The 16,306-nt window shown below is 43.3% G+C and carries 15 protein-coding genes and 2 pseudogenes; 13 read left to right on the top strand and 4 right to left on the bottom strand.

The features are described 5' to 3' along the window. Nucleotides 1-291: 291 nt before the first annotated feature. Nucleotides 292-543: a hypothetical protein gene (locus ACMAZD_RS03615; RefSeq protein ID WP_435248602.1), complete on the bottom strand. Its 252-nt coding sequence runs from the start codon at nt 541-543 to the stop codon at nt 292-294. After that, nucleotides 540-892, bottom strand: a pseudogene (locus ACMAZD_RS03620) (hypothetical protein). The gene ACMAZD_RS03615 and the pseudogene ACMAZD_RS03620 overlap by 4 nt, the downstream one beginning before the upstream one ends. 98 nt (nt 893-990) lie before the next feature. On the opposite strand from ACMAZD_RS03620, the pseudogene ACMAZD_RS03625 reads away from it, so the two are divergent. Further along, a pseudogene (locus tag ACMAZD_RS03625) lies at nt 991-2,093 on the top strand (ISAs1 family transposase). Between the two features lie 534 nt (nt 2,094-2,627). Here ACMAZD_RS03625 and ACMAZD_RS03630 read toward each other — a convergent pair. Further along, on the bottom strand, nt 2,628-3,074 hold the full coding sequence (locus ACMAZD_RS03630) for a CBS domain-containing protein (RefSeq protein WP_435248603.1): 447 nt from the start codon (nt 3,072-3,074) through the stop codon (nt 2,628-2,630). A 334-nt stretch (nt 3,075-3,408) separates the two neighbouring features. Between ACMAZD_RS03630 and queA the strand changes: the two genes are divergently transcribed. The 5 genes from queA (at nt 3,409) to secF (ending at nt 9,105) form a co-directional block, all read left to right on the top strand. Further along, nucleotides 3,409-4,461 carry a tRNA preQ1(34) S-adenosylmethionine ribosyltransferase-isomerase QueA gene (queA, locus tag ACMAZD_RS03635; RefSeq protein ID WP_435248604.1) on the top strand — a complete coding sequence of 351 codons (1,053 nt, stop codon included), beginning with the start codon at nt 3,409-3,411 and terminating at the stop codon, nt 4,459-4,461. Nucleotides 4,462-4,689: 228 nt separating this feature from the next. Continuing rightward, a complete protein-coding gene (gene tgt, locus ACMAZD_RS03640; RefSeq protein ID WP_004735086.1) occupies nt 4,690-5,826 on the top strand; it encodes a tRNA guanosine(34) transglycosylase Tgt in 1,137 nt (378 codons plus the stop codon). Nucleotides 5,827-5,936: 110 nt separating this feature from the next. Further along, a complete protein-coding gene (yajC, locus tag ACMAZD_RS03645) occupies nt 5,937-6,266 on the top strand; it encodes a preprotein translocase subunit YajC (protein ID WP_435248605.1) in 330 nt (109 codons plus the stop codon). A gap of 20 nt (nt 6,267-6,286) precedes the next feature. Continuing rightward, nucleotides 6,287-8,143, top strand: coding sequence for a protein translocase subunit SecD (secD, locus tag ACMAZD_RS03650; RefSeq protein WP_435248606.1), 1,857 nt, complete (start codon nt 6,287-6,289; stop codon nt 8,141-8,143). Nucleotides 8,144-8,157: 14 nt separating this feature from the next. After that, nucleotides 8,158-9,105, top strand: a complete 948-nt coding sequence (gene secF / locus ACMAZD_RS03655) for a protein translocase subunit SecF (RefSeq protein WP_435248607.1) — start codon at nt 8,158-8,160, stop codon at nt 9,103-9,105. A 291-nt stretch (nt 9,106-9,396) separates the two neighbouring features. On the opposite strand, the gene suhB is transcribed toward secF, so the two are convergent. Then, nucleotides 9,397-10,200: an inositol-1-monophosphatase gene (gene suhB, locus ACMAZD_RS03660; RefSeq protein ID WP_435248608.1), complete on the bottom strand. Its 804-nt coding sequence runs from the start codon at nt 10,198-10,200 to the stop codon at nt 9,397-9,399. 181 nt (nt 10,201-10,381) lie between these two features. Between suhB and trmJ the strand changes: the two genes are divergently transcribed. The 7 genes from trmJ to hscA all read left to right on the top strand — a co-directional run bounded on the left by trmJ (nt 10,382) and on the right by hscA (nt 16,297). Next, entirely contained in the window at nt 10,382-11,110 is a 729-nt protein-coding gene (trmJ, locus tag ACMAZD_RS03665; RefSeq protein WP_435248609.1) for a tRNA (cytosine(32)/uridine(32)-2'-O)-methyltransferase TrmJ, read from the top strand. A gap of 116 nt (nt 11,111-11,226) precedes the next feature. Beyond that, nucleotides 11,227-11,748, top strand: a complete 522-nt coding sequence (iscR, locus tag ACMAZD_RS03670) for a Fe-S cluster assembly transcriptional regulator IscR (RefSeq protein ID WP_435248610.1) — start codon at nt 11,227-11,229, stop codon at nt 11,746-11,748. 27 nt (nt 11,749-11,775) lie between these two features. Continuing rightward, entirely contained in the window at nt 11,776-12,990 is a 1,215-nt protein-coding gene (locus ACMAZD_RS03675; protein WP_435248611.1) for an IscS subfamily cysteine desulfurase, read from the top strand. 33 nt (nt 12,991-13,023) lie between these two features. Beyond that, on the top strand, nt 13,024-13,401 hold the full coding sequence (gene iscU / locus ACMAZD_RS03680) for a Fe-S cluster assembly scaffold IscU (protein WP_004735094.1): 378 nt from the start codon (nt 13,024-13,026) through the stop codon (nt 13,399-13,401). A 103-nt stretch (nt 13,402-13,504) separates the two neighbouring features. Then, a complete protein-coding gene (iscA, locus tag ACMAZD_RS03685) occupies nt 13,505-13,828 on the top strand; it encodes an iron-sulfur cluster assembly protein IscA (RefSeq protein WP_004735095.1) in 324 nt (107 codons plus the stop codon). Between the two features lie 80 nt (nt 13,829-13,908). Continuing rightward, a complete protein-coding gene (hscB, locus tag ACMAZD_RS03690; RefSeq protein WP_139684142.1) occupies nt 13,909-14,424 on the top strand; it encodes a co-chaperone HscB in 516 nt (171 codons plus the stop codon). A gap of 22 nt (nt 14,425-14,446) precedes the next feature. Continuing rightward, on the top strand, nt 14,447-16,297 hold the full coding sequence (hscA, locus tag ACMAZD_RS03695) for a Fe-S protein assembly chaperone HscA (RefSeq protein ID WP_435248612.1): 1,851 nt from the start codon (nt 14,447-14,449) through the stop codon (nt 16,295-16,297). The last annotated feature ends 9 nt before the right edge of the window (nt 16,298-16,306 follow it).

Raw genomic sequence — 16,306 nt, forward strand, 5'->3', positions numbered from 1 at the left:
CATTTCCACCAGTTAGCCGATGTGGTGTCTGAATTGCTTAAAGTTAGTCACCTTAACAACAGTACTTGATTGCCATGTTTGAATAAATCCATACGATTATGTTTAATCGTATGGATTTCTAGGTCTTGTTAAATGAGACTTTAAAGCTCCATAAAGTAAATAAAAAAGCACTGCAATACTCATATAAGCAGGAAGTGTTCCAAACAAGGATAAATAAACATCAAGTAGGCTACTATTTTTATTTACTAGTATTATTTTTCCCCCATCGTTGATAGATAATACATTATAGTATCACTTCTCTATCAATTCAAAATTGAACTTATGTACAGAGCGCTTTCCCTCTATATCTAATAGATAGTAATAGGTTTTTAACCCTCTCATATGGACGTTAATATGATCAAGTTGTATTACTTTTGCTTGTTTTTCTATGCCAGATGTCCAGAATTTGTATGTATCTCCAACAACTTCATAAAGTGCAAAAGATACAACAGCATAGCCTATCATAAAAAAAGAAAATTTTAAAAATGGAAATAAATTTTTCATAATCCGTTGCCGCATTTTTCCTGTGAAAGCGCAAACTTTTCTAAAAGCCCTACAGAACTTCTCATCTTTAATATTGCCCCGCAATATACGTGACTAGTGCTTGTTTCTTTATACTCTTCAACCTTAAAGTAATAAAAAGTAGATAGTGATATGGCTATGATAAAATAAATACCCATATTATGATTTTTAGTTTGGCACTTATCATCCTATTTTTTATTATCAGTGCTAACTGTGCCACGGTAAACACTAAGAGAAAAAACATAAAAATTGAGCTTAGTACAGTAACAAAGTAAACTCTATCTGAATCATACTCCCCCGAAGGGAAGTATATGAATGGGAAGGGCGGGATCGAACTTTAGTTATTGAAAATAAATAACTTTATTTTCAATTGGAACTTTTCCTGATAGTCACGATCAGATCATGAAATAAAAAATATGAGAAACTCGCATGATTATCATTGAACAGCTAAAAAAAGTGAAAGATACCGTTCGCACATCAACCAAGTCTACCCTGTTATAGAAGTCGCTTTTGTTGTCATAACAGCCATGCTTTGTGGTCAAAACAAGTGGACGGATATCAAGGATTTTGGTGAAGGAAATATCGACTGGTTACGTGAGTATTTCCCCTACGAAAATGGCCTTCCTACTCGTCATAATATTGCAGCAATTATGAGGACTATTGTTCCTGAAACACTCTTAGAAGCTATGGTGGGCTGGGTTAATTTGCATAGAGAGAGGCATGCTCAACCTATCATCAGTGTTGACGGGAAGGTACTAAAAGGTGCTAAAGCAAACAAACAAGATAACCCCCTTTATATGGTCTCGGCATTCGATGTTGATGAAGGTTTGACCCTCACACATCAACCCTGTAAAGGCAAAGGGACGGAGCTAACAGCGATAAAAAACCTGTTAGATACTTTAGATATAAAAGGATGTCTATTAACGGCTGATGCCCTGCATTGTCAGGTTGAAACTCTGAATAAAGTGGTTGATAAAGGTGGCGATTTCTTAGTGCAAGTCAAACTGAATCAGCCCAGTTTGCTTGCAGAAGTGGATGCACAATTCCAAGACTATTGGTCTTTGCCTGAAGATAAACAAGAGTCATACATCACCGAAGATAAAGGGCATGGCAGAAAAGAGGTTCGTGAGGTTTACGTTCTCCCAGCAGCCTTCAGTGAAGCACTCAGAGAAAAGTGGTCTGTCGTTAAAAGTGTTGTTGCAGTGGTGAGAGATAGAAGTGTCAAAGGGAAAGGAAGTTATGAAACATCGTATTATATTTGCACAGATCACTTGTCGTTAGAGTTAGCCTTACAAGCGACCAGAAAACACTGGCACATCGAGAACCAGCAGCACTGGGCGTTGGACGTTATTTTCAAAGAAGATGAACAATGTATTTATGCTGGAGATTCAGCACTAAATATGGCTTGTTGCAGACGTTTTGTTCAGAACTTGTTTAGAAAATCCGAAGGGAACTTGTCAGTACCCAGGAAGATGAATAAAGCGGTATGGGACAAAGATTACAGAGCTTCGGTTTTGTTTACATCAAATTAACAAAGTACATTCGTGCCCTTTATGAATGGGTAACTGCATACAGTGATGATTACTAGGCATATTATTGAATATTTATAGTTTGATACTTTCATTTGTACTCTCAAGAACCGTAACTTTTTGGGCGCCTCATAATGAGATGCCAGTATATTCTCCGAAACATTAAGTGGACCAAATGAATGGTCGTCAATTGCTTTTATATAAGTTTCCAACACTCCTGAAGAAGTAGCTACATTCTCTACTGTGAATATAACAACAGTGATACAAGCAATGACAGGAGCTGAATTCGTTATAACCTCTGCATCAAGCCTATTGATAAATATGATTTTTTCACTTTATTACGGAGGTGGTTGTATATGGCGGGTAATATAAATCTCATAAATATATTATTCAACTTGTTTTATATTTGATATGGTGTGCGGATTGGTTGTTTATTGTAATGAGTTACGGGGTAAGCGGCAGTGCATTTCTATCGATTAAAGTTACCTAATATTGAGCCTAATAGTTTTATGAGGCTCTTTCTATAGCTTCCGAGCATTACTCCACTTCCGCTTCTTCCGGCTCTACTTCTTCTTGTAGCTCTAGCAAGTTAATCGCGATGGTTACGAAGTCGCTATCAGTAATGATCCCCACTAATTCGTAGTTTTCTACGACAGGTAAACAACCCACTTTGTGTTTCTGCATATAGATAGCTGACTCTTTTAATCCTGCACGCGGCTCTACCGACATAACGCTTTTGTGCATGATGTCGCTGAGTGGTGTTGAGAGAGTAAAAGATTGAGCTTGTGGGATATTTTGTAGGCTGGATTCTTGAGCGGCGAGAACGTCTCGTTGTGTGACGACGCCAAGTAGCTTTCTGTCGGCATCAACGACTGGGATATGGCGCATATCAAGCGCTTCCATTATGTGCTTAGCATCGGCCAGTGAGTGTGAGCGCAATAGGGTATGAGGGTTGCGAGTCATCATATCTTCAACCTTGATCATACGAACCTCCTTCTTTTTTAATTTGTTGCTATGACTATAGTTTTTTATCCAAAAAATAACTGAGATCTGACGCATTTTGGGGGAGTTTTATGCAACTAATTCTCAAACTTTAAGAGGTAAATCGTTAGCATTATTTTTCGCCTCTCTACAATAATCCAGTGCTGTAAACCTTGCTATTGCGGCTCGTGTGCCTATACTAGCCCACTGCGAAATTTTTAGTCGCGCCTGCGATCTGTTTACGGTAGCTATTTTCTTACGGTAACGGTTTATTAGCGGCAGCGATTTATGATTCGTCAACGATACAAACCTCATCAACTAAGACAAGATTAGACACATGCAAGTTTCAGATTTTCACTTTGACCTACCAGATGAACTCATTGCTCGTTACCCTCAAGAAGAGCGTACAGCAAGCCGTTTGCTTAAATTAGACGGTAATAATGGCAACTTAACTGATGGTTCGTTTAAAGACGTTTTAGACTTGGTTGAACCAGGCGATCTTGTCGTTTTCAATAACACTCGTGTTATTCCTGCTCGCGTATTCGGTCGCAAGGCATCAGGTGGTAAGCTTGAAGTGCTTGTTGAGCGTATGTTGGATGAGAAAAGCATTCTGGCGCATGTTCGTTGTTCTAAATCACCTAAGCCGGGCACGAAGTTGTTCCTTGGTGAGAACGATGAGTATGAAGCTGAAATGGTGGCGCGTCATGATGCGTTATTTGAAATTCATTTCACATCCGATCAAAGCGTTTTAGATATTCTAAACAACGTCGGTCACATGCCATTACCGCCTTATATTGATCGTCCAGACGAAGACGCCGATAAAGAGCGCTACCAGACTGTCTATAATGAAAAGCCAGGTGCAGTTGCTGCGCCAACAGCTGGCCTTCATTTTGATGACAAGTTAATGGCTGACATGAAAGAAAAAGGTGTTGAGTTTGCTTACGTGACACTCCACGTTGGTGCTGGCACATTCCAGCCCGTTAAAGTGGACAACATCAATGATCACCACATGCATGCAGAGTACGTTGAAGTGCCGCAAGAAGTGGTTGATGCCGTAGCGGCTGCAAAAGCTCGTGGCGGACGTATCATTGCCGTTGGTACAACCTCTGTGCGTTCATTAGAAAGTGCAGCGCAAGACGCACTGAAGAAAGGCACTGAGCTCGTTCCTTTCTTTGGTGATACAGAAATCTTCATCTTCCCTGGCTATGAATATCAGCTAGTGGATTGCTTGATTACCAATTTCCACTTACCAGAATCAACACTGATTATGTTGGTGAGTGCATTTGCGGGTTATGACAATGTGATGGGCGCATACGATCACGCAGTGAAGAGCGAATATCGTTTCTTCAGCTACGGCGATGCCATGTTCATCAACAAGAAAATAGCATAATTTAAAGCCTTGATCTTAAAGCTCAAAGTTTGGTGAGTTAATAGATTCACCATTTGATACAAAATATTTACGGGTGCTAGCAGTAGGCTAGGAGTCGGGCAGGTCACTGTCTAATCTCTCGCAAGGAATACGCGACCGCTCCTCATAGAACTCGCTAGATTGAACTTATGTTTAGCTTAAGGTTCTGAATTATCAGTCAGATTGTTTCTCTGGCATCTTGGAGGCTTCGTGAAATTAAAATACGAACTTAAAAAAACAAACAGCGGCGCACGTCGTGGTCAACTTCAGTTTGAACGTGGTAGCGTTGAAACACCAGCATTCATGCCAGTAGGTACTTACGGTACGGTTAAAGGCATGACTCCTGAAGAAGTGAAAGACACAGGTGCTGAAATCTTACTAGGAAATACGTTCCACCTATGGTTACGCCCTGGTCAAGAAATCATGAAACTGCACGGTGACTTGCACGATTTCATGAACTGGAAAGGCCCGATTCTGACTGACTCAGGCGGTTTCCAAGTATTCAGCCTAGGTGCTACGCGTAAAATCACTGAAGAGGGGGTTCACTTCCGTAACCCTGTAAACGGTGACAAGATTTTCATGGACGCTGAAAAGTCGATGGAAATCCAAAAGGATCTAGGTTCAGACATCGTAATGATTTTTGACGAATGTACGCCTTATCCTGCGACGCATAAAGAAGCGAAAGACTCAATGGAGATGTCTCTTCGTTGGGCTCAGCGTTCACGCAATCACTTTGATAAGCAAGAAAACCCGAACTCACTATTCGGTATCGTTCAAGGTGGCGTATACGAAGACCTTCGTGATGTATCCGTTAAAGGCCTAACAGAAATTGGTTTTGATGGTTACGCTGTTGGCGGCCTAGCAGTAGGCGAACCAAAAGAAGACATGCACCGTATTCTTGAGCACACATGTCCTCAACTACCTGAAGATAAGCCACGTTACCTAATGGGCGTAGGCAAACCTGAAGACTTAGTTGAAGGTGTTCGTCGTGGTATCGACATGTTTGACTGTGTTATGCCAACGCGAAATGCACGTAACGGCCACTTGTTTGTGACTGAAGGTGTGATCAAGATCCGTAATGCGAAGCATAAAACCGATACAACACCACTAGATTCAGATTGTGACTGTTACACTTGTAAGAACTACAGTAAGTCTTACTTACATCATTTGGATCGCTGTAATGAAATCCTAGGTGCAAGACTGAACACTATCCATAACCTGCGTTTCTACCAACGAATCATGTCAGACATTCGTCAATCTATTGATGAAGACCGTTTTGAAGAGTTCGTTGCTGAGTTCTACGCAAGAATGGGGCGTGAAGTGCCACCATTAGGTAAAGAATCTTAGTATTTCTTTTTTGCGAGCCCTATCTCTCTTCCGAGTGATGGGGCTTGAAAATAAAGGGATGCAACCCAATTAGACAAACAATGACTAAAATATAATAGAGGATGTTTTTAATGTTTATTTCTCAAGCTCACGCAGCAGCAGAAGGTGCACCAGCAGGCGGCGGTTTCGAAATGCTTATCATGCTAGGTATGTTCGCTGTGATCTTCTACTTCATGATCTACCGTCCACAAGCTAAGCGCGTAAAAGAGCATAAGAACCTTATGTCTGCTATGGGCAAAGGCGATGAAGTTCTAACGAGCGGCGGTCTGATTGGTAAGATCACTAAGATTGCAGAAGACAGCGACTACGTTGCTATCGAACTGAACGCAAACAACGAAGTTGTTATCAAGAAAGACTTCGTTACAGCAGTGCTACCAAAAGGTACTCTGAAATCTCTATAAACAGCTAGAGGATCCTCGCTGTGCTAAACCGTTATCCGTTATGGAAGTATTTGATGGTGATGTTTGCCATCGCTATCGCTGCGTTGTACGCACTTCCAAATATATACGGTGAAGATCCGGCAGTTCAAGTTACAGGGGCGCGCGGCGCCTCTGTAGATCTGTCTACGCTGGATGCTGTCACCGACGCTCTTGAAGCAAAGAGCCTTTCTACTAAATCCGTTGCTCTAGAAAACGGTTCCATTCTTGTTCGCTTTAACGATACAGATACGCAAATTAGTGCCCGTGATATCATCACTGAAGCATTAGGTGATGATGTTATCGTTGCTTTAAACCTTGCGGCTTCAACTCCTGATTGGCTTGAATCTATTGGTGCTGCACCAATGAAACTGGGTCTTGATCTACGTGGTGGTGTTCACTTCTTAATGGAAGTGGATATGGACGCTGCAATGGAAAAGCTCGTTGGCCAACAAGAAGAAGCCTTCCGTAGTGAACTTCGTGAAGAAAAAATTCGTTACCGTGCTATTCGCCCATCGGGTAAAGATGCAGTTGAAGTGATTCTGCGTAACGAAGAGCAGCTTGCTGAAGCGAAATCGCTACTGCAATCTAAGCACCAAGATATGACGTTCGTAGATTCAGAATCTAATGGTCGCTTCTCTTTGGTTGCTCGTTTTACAGACGCTCGTCTTCAAGAAATCCGTAACTACGCAGTAGAGCAAAACATTACCATTCTACGTAACCGTGTTAACGAACTTGGTGTTGCTGAACCTTTGGTTCAACGTCAAGGTGCTAGCCGTATCGTAGTAGAATTGCCTGGTGTTCAAGACACGGCGCGTGCTAAAGAAATTTTAGGCGCAACCGCAACTCTTGAATTCCGTGAAGTGGACAGCAGTGCCGATTTGGCCGCTGCCGCTTCTGGTCGAGCCCCTGCAGGTAGCGAAATCAAGCAAGACCGTGATGGTCGCCCTGTGGTACTTAAGAAACGCGTTATCTTAGGCGGTTCTAGCATTACAGATGCAAGCTCAAGTGTTGATGAATATGGTCGCCCACAAGTTAACATCTCGCTAGACAGCGAAGGTGGTAGCAAGATGTCTACGTTCTCTCGTCAAAATATCGGTAAGCTAATGGCAACCGTATTTGCAGAGTACAAAGACAGCGGTCGTAAAACACCTGAAGGTCGAGTGATCTTAACTAAGCACGAAGAAGTGATTAACCAAGCGACGATTCAATCTGCGCTAGGTCGTAACTTCCGTATTACAGGTATTGACTCAACGGCTGAAGCTCATAACTTGGCACTTTTACTACGTGCTGGTGCATTGATTGCGCCTATCTCGATCGTAGAAGAACGTACGATTGGTCCATCTATGGGTCAACAAAACATCGATATGGGTATCATGGCGATGGTTTGGGGTATGGCTGCAGTAATGTTGTTTACCCTACTTTACTACCGTACTTTTGGTTTGATTGCGAACGTTGCTCTGATGGCTAACTTGGTGTTGATTATCGGTGTGATGTCGATGATTCCGGGGGCTACTATGACTCTGCCAGGTATTGCCGGTATCGTATTGACGGTTGGTATGGCAGTCGATGCCAATGTTCTTATCTTTGAGCGTATACGAGAAGAACTTCGAGATGGACGCAGTCCACAACAAGCGATTCACCAAGGTTATGCAAACGCATTTAGTACAATCGCCGATGCCAACATCACCACACTATTAACAGCAATCATTCTATTTGCTGTCGGTACAGGTGCAATTAAAGGCTTCGCGGTAACGCTGTCTATCGGTATCTTAACTTCAATGTTTACAGCCATTGTCGGAACACGTTGTATCGTGAACCTGATGTATGGCGGAAAACGCGTTAAGAAACTGTCGATCTAAGGCTAGGAATTAATATGTTTCAGATTCTAAAAGCACAAAAAATGATCGACTTTATGCGTTGGTCAAAGGTTGCCTTTTTATTCTCAATCTTGATGATTGGTACTGCTATCTTCACCTTAACAACGAAATCGTTGAATTGGGGGCTAGATTTTACTGGTGGTACGCTGATTGAAGTGGGTTTTGAGCAACCAGCAAACCTACCTGATATACGTAGTGCACTAGAAGCAGAAGGTTTCGGTGATGCAACGGTACAGAACTTTGGTTCTGCACGTGAGGTAATGGTTCGTTTACGTCCACGTGAAGGTGTTGCGGGCGAAACGCTTGGTAACCAAATCCTGTCTGCAATTAAAGATGGTACTGGTGAGCAAGTTGAGATGCGTCGTATCGAGTTCGTCGGTCCAAACGTGGGCGATGAACTAACAGAAGCGGGTGGTCTTGCGATCTTAGTTTCTCTGATCTGTATCTTGATCTACGTGTCAATGCGATTCGAATGGCGTTTGGCTGCAGGTGCTGTATTAGCCCTAGCGCACGACGTTATCATTACATTAGGTGTATTCTCTCTAATGCAAATTGAGGTAGACCTTACTATCGTGGCAGCCTTGCTGACGGTGGTCGGTTACTCTCTCAACGATACCATAGTGGTATTTGACCGTATTCGTGAGAACTTCCGTAAGATGCGTAAAGGCGAGGCGCCTGAAGTGTTGAACAGCTCAATCACACAAACATTGAGCCGTACTTTGATTACCTCTGGTACGACGTTGTTCGTGGTTATCGCTCTGTTTGTACAGGGGGGGGCTATGATTCACGGCTTCGCAACCGCACTTCTATTGGGTATTACCGTTGGTACTTACTCTTCTATCTACGTTGCATCAGCACTCGCTATGAAGTTGGGTATCACGCGTGAACACCTGATGCCACCACAAGTGGAAAAAGAAGGTGAAGAGTTTAACGAGATGCCTTAAGCTTTGGCTTAAACTATTTCGATAAACCAAAAAAACCGCTAGGCAACTAGCGGTTTTTTTACGTCTGCATTTTGTGGTTGAACTCAATGCAATTTAACGTTGAAGTGAGTTGCACTCAAGGTAACTAAGCGCCATCCTGCTCATAGCTCATAGCTCATAGCTCATAGCTCATAGCTCATAGCTCATAGCTCATAGCTCATATCTCGAACAGCAGATACAAAAAAGCCCCGCAATCGCGAGGCTTTGAAAATCTTTTGCTCTTAACCAAAGAGTATTAACGCAAGGTCTGAATTACTTCAGCATACCTTCGTTAGAGTTCTCACGAACGTGCTTAAGAATAGACTTAACACCACGTGCGCTTGAAGCAACAACATTACCAGAAGTCATGTAATCAGTACCGCCAGCAAAGTCAGTCATGATAGCACCAGCTTCACGAGCGATGAGATCGCCAGCGGCTAGATCCCATGGCTTAAGGCCTAGTTCTAGGTAGCCGTCAACACGGCCTGCCGCTAGGTAACATAGGTCAAGAGCTGGAGAACCAGTACGACGGAAGTCAGCACAGTCAACGAATAGACCAGTGATGATTTTCATGAAAGATTCAGAATGTTGTTTTTGCTTGAACGGGAAACCAGTAGCAAGAACAGTACCTTGAAGGTCTTTAAGTTGAGTAACACGCATACGAGCGTTGTTAAGTTGTGCGCCAGCGCCGCGTTGAGCTGTGAATAGCTCGTTTAACATTGGATCATAAACACAAGCAACTTCTGTACGACCGTTCATGCGAACAGCGATAGATACTGAGAAGTGAGGGAAACCTTTTACAAAGTTATTGGTGCCATCTAGTGGGTCAACGATCCATTGTACGTCAGAGTCTTTACCTTCAGTTAGGCCTGACTCTTCAGAAATAATGCTGTGCTCTGGGTAAGATGATTTGATTGTCTCAATAATCATGTACTCAGCTTCTTGAGCAATGTTAGTAACGTAATCATTGTTACCTTTTAGAGACGATTCGATCTTATCAGTTGTTTCTAGAGATTTAGCAATATGGTTGCCAGCTTTACGCGCAGCGCGTATCGCAATGTTTAGCATTGGATGCATATGGTTTTTCCCACAAGATGTTAAAGAACAGTTTAAAGCGGCGTCGAGTATACCAAATTTTTTGCAAAAGGGAAGTGGTTGTTTTTTGAACTCTTGAATTCATATTACGCGAAGGGCCTGACCATTTTACTTAGCTATGTGTTAATATCTCGCGATTATTTTTAAAGTGGTGTCATATAGCATGTTAGACAATGTAAAAGTCGTTCTGGTTGGTACGTCTCATTCGGGAAATATCGGATCAGCCGCTCGCGCAATGAAAGTGATGGGCTTGAGTCAATTGGTTCTTGTCGATCCTCAATGTGAAGTTGACGAGCAGACCTTAGCACTGGCAGCGGGTGCAGGTGACATCGCAGAAAATGCGACGATTGTTTCTACACTGGACGAAGCTGTAAAAGACTGTGGTTTGGTGGTAGGTTCGAGTGCGCGTTCACGTACGCTTGAATGGCCAATGCTTGAGCCGCGTGAATGTGGTGAAAAGTTTGCCGTTGAAGGTCAAAAACACCCTGTAGCATTAGTCTTCGGCCGTGAACGTACTGGTCTAACAAATGATGAACTGCAAAAGTGTCATTACCATGTGTGTATCCCTGCGAACCCTGAATACAGTTCACTGAATCTAGCAATGGCGGTACAGACGTTAAGCTATGAAGTTCGTGTGGCGCACCTTGATAGGGTTGCTAGCCAATATCAACCGCAGCAACAAGATGACTATCCTCGTCACGAAGAACTAGAAATGTTCTACGAACACCTTGAAAAAGTGATCATCGATACCCAATTTATCTCTAAGGACAAGCCAGGTCAGGTGATGAACAAGCTACGTCGTTTATTCAGCCGAGCTCGTCCAGAACTACAAGAGATCAATACCCTACGTGGTATTTTGACCTCAATTGAGAAGAGTAATAAGGATAAATAAAGCCCATGCAATAGGTAGGGGTGAATACCTGACTAAAATAGTCAGTTAAATACTTGACCAATTTAGTCAGGTATGGGAAAATTCCAACCACATAAACAATGTGGATACGGTGTGATATGAAACTTACATCTAAAGGAAGATATGCGGTAACAGCTATGCTAGATGTAGCACTGCATTCGCAAAAAAGCCCAGTTCCTCTGGCTGACATTTCAGAGCGACAGGGTATTTCGTTATCTTACTTAGAGCAGCTATTTTCTAAGTTACGTAAAGCTGGCTTAGTGGCTAGTGTTCGTGGTCCTGGTGGTGGTTACCGCCTAGGTGCTGAAGCGGGCGATATCGCTGTCGGAACTGTGATTGCTGCAGTAGACGAATCAGTCGATGCAACTAAGTGTCACGGTAGAGCAGATTGCCAAGGTGGTAGTCGTTGTTTAACTCACACTTTATGGCGTGATTTAAGTTCCCGTATTAGTAGTTTCTTAAATGACATTACGCTCGGTGAGCTAATGAAAGATAACGATGTTTTACAGATTTCTGATCGTCAAGATAGCGATCTTGCGGTTAATAATAGTTTTACACAAAAAAATACGAGCACTACAACGATTAGTGCAGCACCTCACGGTGTTAATGCCCGCTCTTAGCGGTCAGTTTTTACATTGGAGTAGAAAATGAAACTGCCTATTTACTTTGACTATTCAGCTACATGTCCAGTTGATCCACGTGTTGCTGAAAAGATGGTTCAGTGTATGACGATGGATGGCAACTTCGGTAATCCAGCGTCTCGTTCACACCGTTATGGCTGGCAGGCAGAAGAATCAGTAGATAATGCTCGAGAGCAAATTGCCGATTTACTAAATGCAGACCCACGTGAGATTGTCTTCACGTCAGGAGCTACAGAGTCAAATAACCTTGCGATTAAAGGTGCAGCGCACTTTTACGAGAAGAAAGGTAAGCACGTAATTACGTGCAAAACAGAACACAAAGCGGTTCTTGATCCATGTCGCCAACTAGAGCGTGAAGGTTTTGAGGTTACATACCTTGAGCCAGAAGCAAACGGCATTATCGATCTAGACAAGCTACAAGCTGCAATGCGTGAAGATACTGTTCTAGTTTCTATCATGCACGTGAACAACGAGATTGGTGTAATCCAAGATATCGCTGCAATCGGCGAGTTATGTCGCTCACGCAAGATAATCTTCCACGTTGATGCGGCACAGTCTGCGGGTAAAATCCCACTAGACGTAAAAGAGATGAAAGTTGATCTTATCTCTATGTCTGCACACAAAGCATACGGTCCTAAAGGCATCGGCGCTTTGTACGTTCGTCGTAAGCCACGTATTCGCCTAGAAGCACAAATGCACGGTGGCGGTCATGAACGTGGTTTCCGTTCTGGTACGCTTGCGACTCACCAAATCGTGGGTATGGGTGAAGCCTTTGCTCTCGCTAAACAAGATATGCAGAAAGATTACGATCACGCACTAGCTCTTCGTGAGCGCCTATTTAAAGGTGTTCAAGATCTAGAAGCAGTAACCGTAAACGGCGACTTAGACCAACGTGTACCACACAACCTAAACGTGAGCTTTGCTTTCGTTGAAGGTGAGTCTCTGCTTATGTCTCTAAAAGACCTAGCAGTATCATCAGGTTCTGCATGTACATCAGCAAGCCTAGAGCCTTCATATGTTCTACGTGCTCTTGGTTTAAATGATGAACTAGCACACAGCTCAGTACGTTTCTCATTCGGCCGTTTCACAACGGAAGAAGAAATCGACTACGCGATTGCACAAATCCGTGCAGCGGTAAACAAATTACGTGACATGTCTCCTCTATGGGATATGTATAAAGAAGGGATTGATTTGAACACTGTTGAGTGGGCTCATCACTAATCTCACGGAAATAGAGGATTAGAGGTAACTATCATGGCATATAGCGAAAAAGTAATTGATCACTACGAAAACCCACGTAACGTAGGTTCGTTTGATAAAGAAGACCCAAGTGTAGGTAGCGGCATGGTTGGCGCACCTGCTTGTGGTGACGTAATGAAACTGCAAATCAAAGTATCTGCAGAAGGTATTATTGAAGATGCAAAATTCAAGACTTACGGTTGCGGCAGCGCAATCGCTTCTAGCTCACTAGTTACAGAGTGGGTTAAAGGTAAAAGTATTGATGAAGCTGCTGCAATCAAAAACTCTGAAATCGCAGAAGAGCTTGAGTTGCCACCAGTGAAAGTTCACTGTTCAATTCTTGCTGAAGATGCAATCAAAGCAGCTGTTGCGGATTACAAAAAGAAGCACTAATCGCTTCAATACCGTAATCACGTCGACAAAATAAGTAATATTTGGGAGCACCTTTTGTGCTCCCACCTGAGTTATCAATTTATATAAAACACAAGGTTGTAGTATGGCCATCACCATGACAGATACGGCTGCAAGCCGAGTTCAAGCTTTCCTAGATAACCGTGGTAAAGGTCTCGGGTTACGCTTAGCAGTAAAAACTACTGGCTGTTCGGGTATGGCGTATGTACTGGAATTCGTTGACGAGCTTAACGAAGAAGACGAAGTGTTTGAGCACTCAGGTGTGAAGGTCATCATTGATCCAAAGAGCCTAGTATACCTAGACGGTACTGAGCTTGATTATGTAAAAGAAGGCCTAAATGAAGGTTTTGAATTCAACAACCCGAACGCGAAAGGCGAGTGTGGTTGTGGTGAGAGCTTCAATGTTTAAACGCTTGACTCGTTAAGCGTTGTAAGCGAAGAATAAAATTAGGTTCTGAACAAAGAGCCTAAACTTAGGACCACCTTTACATGAATCATTTCGAATTATTTGGGCTACCACTTCAGTTTCAACTGGATGGTAGCCTTCTTTCTTCTCAGTTTAGAGATCTGCAACGCCAATTCCATCCTGATAAATTCGCGATAGCTTCTGAGCGTGACCGCTTATTAGCCGTGCAAAAAGCGGCACAAATCAACGATGCGTACCAGGTATTGAAGAATCCAATCAGCCGAGCAGAATACCTGTTGGTTCAACACGGAGAAGACATTCGTGGCGAACAACAAACCATGCAAGATCCGATGTTCCTGATGGAGCAAATGGAACTGCGAGAAGAGCTGGAAGATATCGCAGACAGTTCTGATCCTGAAGATGCGCTATTTGCATTTGAAGGCAAGGTTAGCAAAATGTATAAACAACAATTAAGTGCTATCCAGCAAGAACTCGAAAGCGAAGCTTGGCTAGAAGCTGCAGACCGAGTAAGAAAGCTTAAGTTTATTGCAAAATTAAAGAATGAAATCGAATTAGTTGAAGATCGTTTGATCGACTAGTTTGTATAACAAGGACACATCCATGGCACTACTTCAGATTGCAGAACCAGGGCAAAGCGCCGCTCCTCACCAGCACAAGCTTGCGGTGGGTATTGATTTAGGTACAACAAACTCATTGGTTGCTGCAGTACGCAGTGGCGAAGCGAGCACGCTCGTTGATCAACAAGGTCGAAGTATTTTACCTTCAGTTGTTCACTACCAGTCGGAATCTTATACGACTGGCGATGAAGCTCGAGCTTACGCGCAGACTGACCCTAAAAATACCATTATCTCAGTGAAGCGATTAATTGGTCGCTCACTGTCGGATATTCAACAGCGATACCCGTCTCTGCCATATCAGTTTGAAGCAAGTGATAATGGTCTACCTGTGATCCGTACAGAACAAGGCAACAAGAACCCAATTCAGGTTTCTGCTGATATTCTACGAGCGCTTGGCCAACGTGCTGAATCTACGTTAGGCGGTGAATTGTCTGGCGCCGTGATTACGGTTCCTGCTTATTTTGATGATGCACAGCGTGCGGGTACAAAAGACGCAGCTCAACTTTCTGGTCTTCACGTGTTACGTCTTCTTAATGAACCTACTGCGGCAGCGATTGCTTACGGTTTGGATTCAGGTAAAGAAGGGGTGATTGCGGTATATGACCTTGGCGGTGGCACGTTTGATATCTCTATCCTACGCCTGTCTAAAGGTGTCTTTGAAGTATTAGCAACCGGTGGTGACTCTGCGTTAGGCGGAGACGACTTTGACCACTTGATCGCAGAACACTTCCAAGATCAAATGGGCTTAACAGAGCTTACAGCAGAACAGAACCGTATCCTTTTGGATGCAGCAACAGACGCTAAGATAGGTTTATCTGAAACTGAAAGTGTTGCTGTTGAAGTGCTAGGTTGGTCTGGTTCGTTAACTCGTGAAGAGTTTGAAGACATCATCAAGCCACTGGTTAAGAAAACACTACTTTCATGCCGTCGTGCACTGAAAGATGCTGAAGTTGACGCTGATGATGTTCTAGAAGTCGTGATGGTCGGCGGTTCAACTCGTACCTTGCTTGTACGTGAAATGGTCGGTGACTTTTTTGGTCGTACGCCACTAACCAGCATTAACCCTGATGAAGTAGTTGCGATTGGTGCTTCTATCCAAGCGGATATTTTAGTCGGCAACAAGCCTGACTCTGAAATGCTGCTGCTTGATGTTATCCCGCTTTCTTTAGGTATCGAGACTATGGGTGGCTTGGTCGAAAAGATCATTCCACGCAATACCACGATCCCTGTTGCTCGCGCGCAAGAATTTACCACGTTCAAAGACGGTCAAACTGCAATGACAGTACATACCGTGCAAGGCGAACGTGAGATGGTTGATGACTGTCGTTCATTGGCTCGTTTTGCTCTGAAAGGCATTCCACCAATGACGGCTGGCGCGGCGCATATTCGTGTCACTTACCAAGTAGACGCTGATGGCCTGCTATCGGTTACTGCTATGGAGAAGAGCACGGGTGTTCAAGCGGAAATTCAGGTTAAACCGTCTTACGGCTTAAGTGATAATGAAGTGGCGAACATGCTGAAAGATTCGATGACGTTTGCCAAAGAAGACATGCAAGCGCGTGCTCTAGCTGAACAACGTGTAGAAGCAGATCGTGTTATCGAAGGCCTTATTGCAGCAATGCAAGCTGATGGTGATGAGCTACTTGATGAGCAAGAAAAGCAGCAGCTTCTGCAAGCTATTGAAGCATTGATTGAAGTGCGCAATGGCGAAAGCGCTGATGCCATCGAACTAGAAATTAAGAATACCGACAAAGCGAGCCAAGACTTTGCTTCTCGTCGTATGGATAAATCAATTCGAGCTGCACTGTCAGGTCAGTCAGTCGATAATATTTAATAGTTAGAG

It is taken from the genome of Vibrio sp. nBUS_14, assembly GCF_051201655.1.
GTDB lineage: Bacteria > Pseudomonadota > Gammaproteobacteria > Enterobacterales > Vibrionaceae > Vibrio.

Bases quoted from the DNA above. Each gene is read 5' to 3' on its own strand.
- ACMAZD_RS03615 (WP_435248602.1), bottom strand. From the start codon at position 543: ATGAAAAATTTATTTCCATTTTTAAAATTTTCTTTTTTTATGATAGGC.
- ACMAZD_RS03630 (WP_435248603.1), bottom strand. From the start codon at position 3,074: ATGATCAAGGTTGAAGATATGATGACTCGCAACCCTCATACCCTATTG.
- queA (WP_435248604.1), top strand. From the start codon at position 3,409: ATGCAAGTTTCAGATTTTCACTTTGACCTACCAGATGAACTCATTGCT.
- yajC (WP_435248605.1), top strand. From the start codon at position 5,937: ATGTTTATTTCTCAAGCTCACGCAGCAGCAGAAGGTGCACCAGCAGGC.
- secF (WP_435248607.1), top strand. From the start codon at position 8,158: ATGTTTCAGATTCTAAAAGCACAAAAAATGATCGACTTTATGCGTTGG.
- suhB (WP_435248608.1), bottom strand. From the start codon at position 10,200: ATGCATCCAATGCTAAACATTGCGATACGCGCTGCGCGTAAAGCTGGC.
- trmJ (WP_435248609.1), top strand. From the start codon at position 10,382: ATGTTAGACAATGTAAAAGTCGTTCTGGTTGGTACGTCTCATTCGGGA.
- iscR (WP_435248610.1), top strand. From the start codon at position 11,227: ATGAAACTTACATCTAAAGGAAGATATGCGGTAACAGCTATGCTAGAT.
- ACMAZD_RS03675 (WP_435248611.1), top strand. From the start codon at position 11,776: ATGAAACTGCCTATTTACTTTGACTATTCAGCTACATGTCCAGTTGAT.
- iscU (WP_004735094.1), top strand. From the start codon at position 13,024: ATGGCATATAGCGAAAAAGTAATTGATCACTACGAAAACCCACGTAAC.
- iscA (WP_004735095.1), top strand. From the start codon at position 13,505: ATGGCCATCACCATGACAGATACGGCTGCAAGCCGAGTTCAAGCTTTC.
- hscB (WP_139684142.1), top strand. From the start codon at position 13,909: ATGAATCATTTCGAATTATTTGGGCTACCACTTCAGTTTCAACTGGAT.
- hscA (WP_435248612.1), top strand. From the start codon at position 14,447: ATGGCACTACTTCAGATTGCAGAACCAGGGCAAAGCGCCGCTCCTCAC.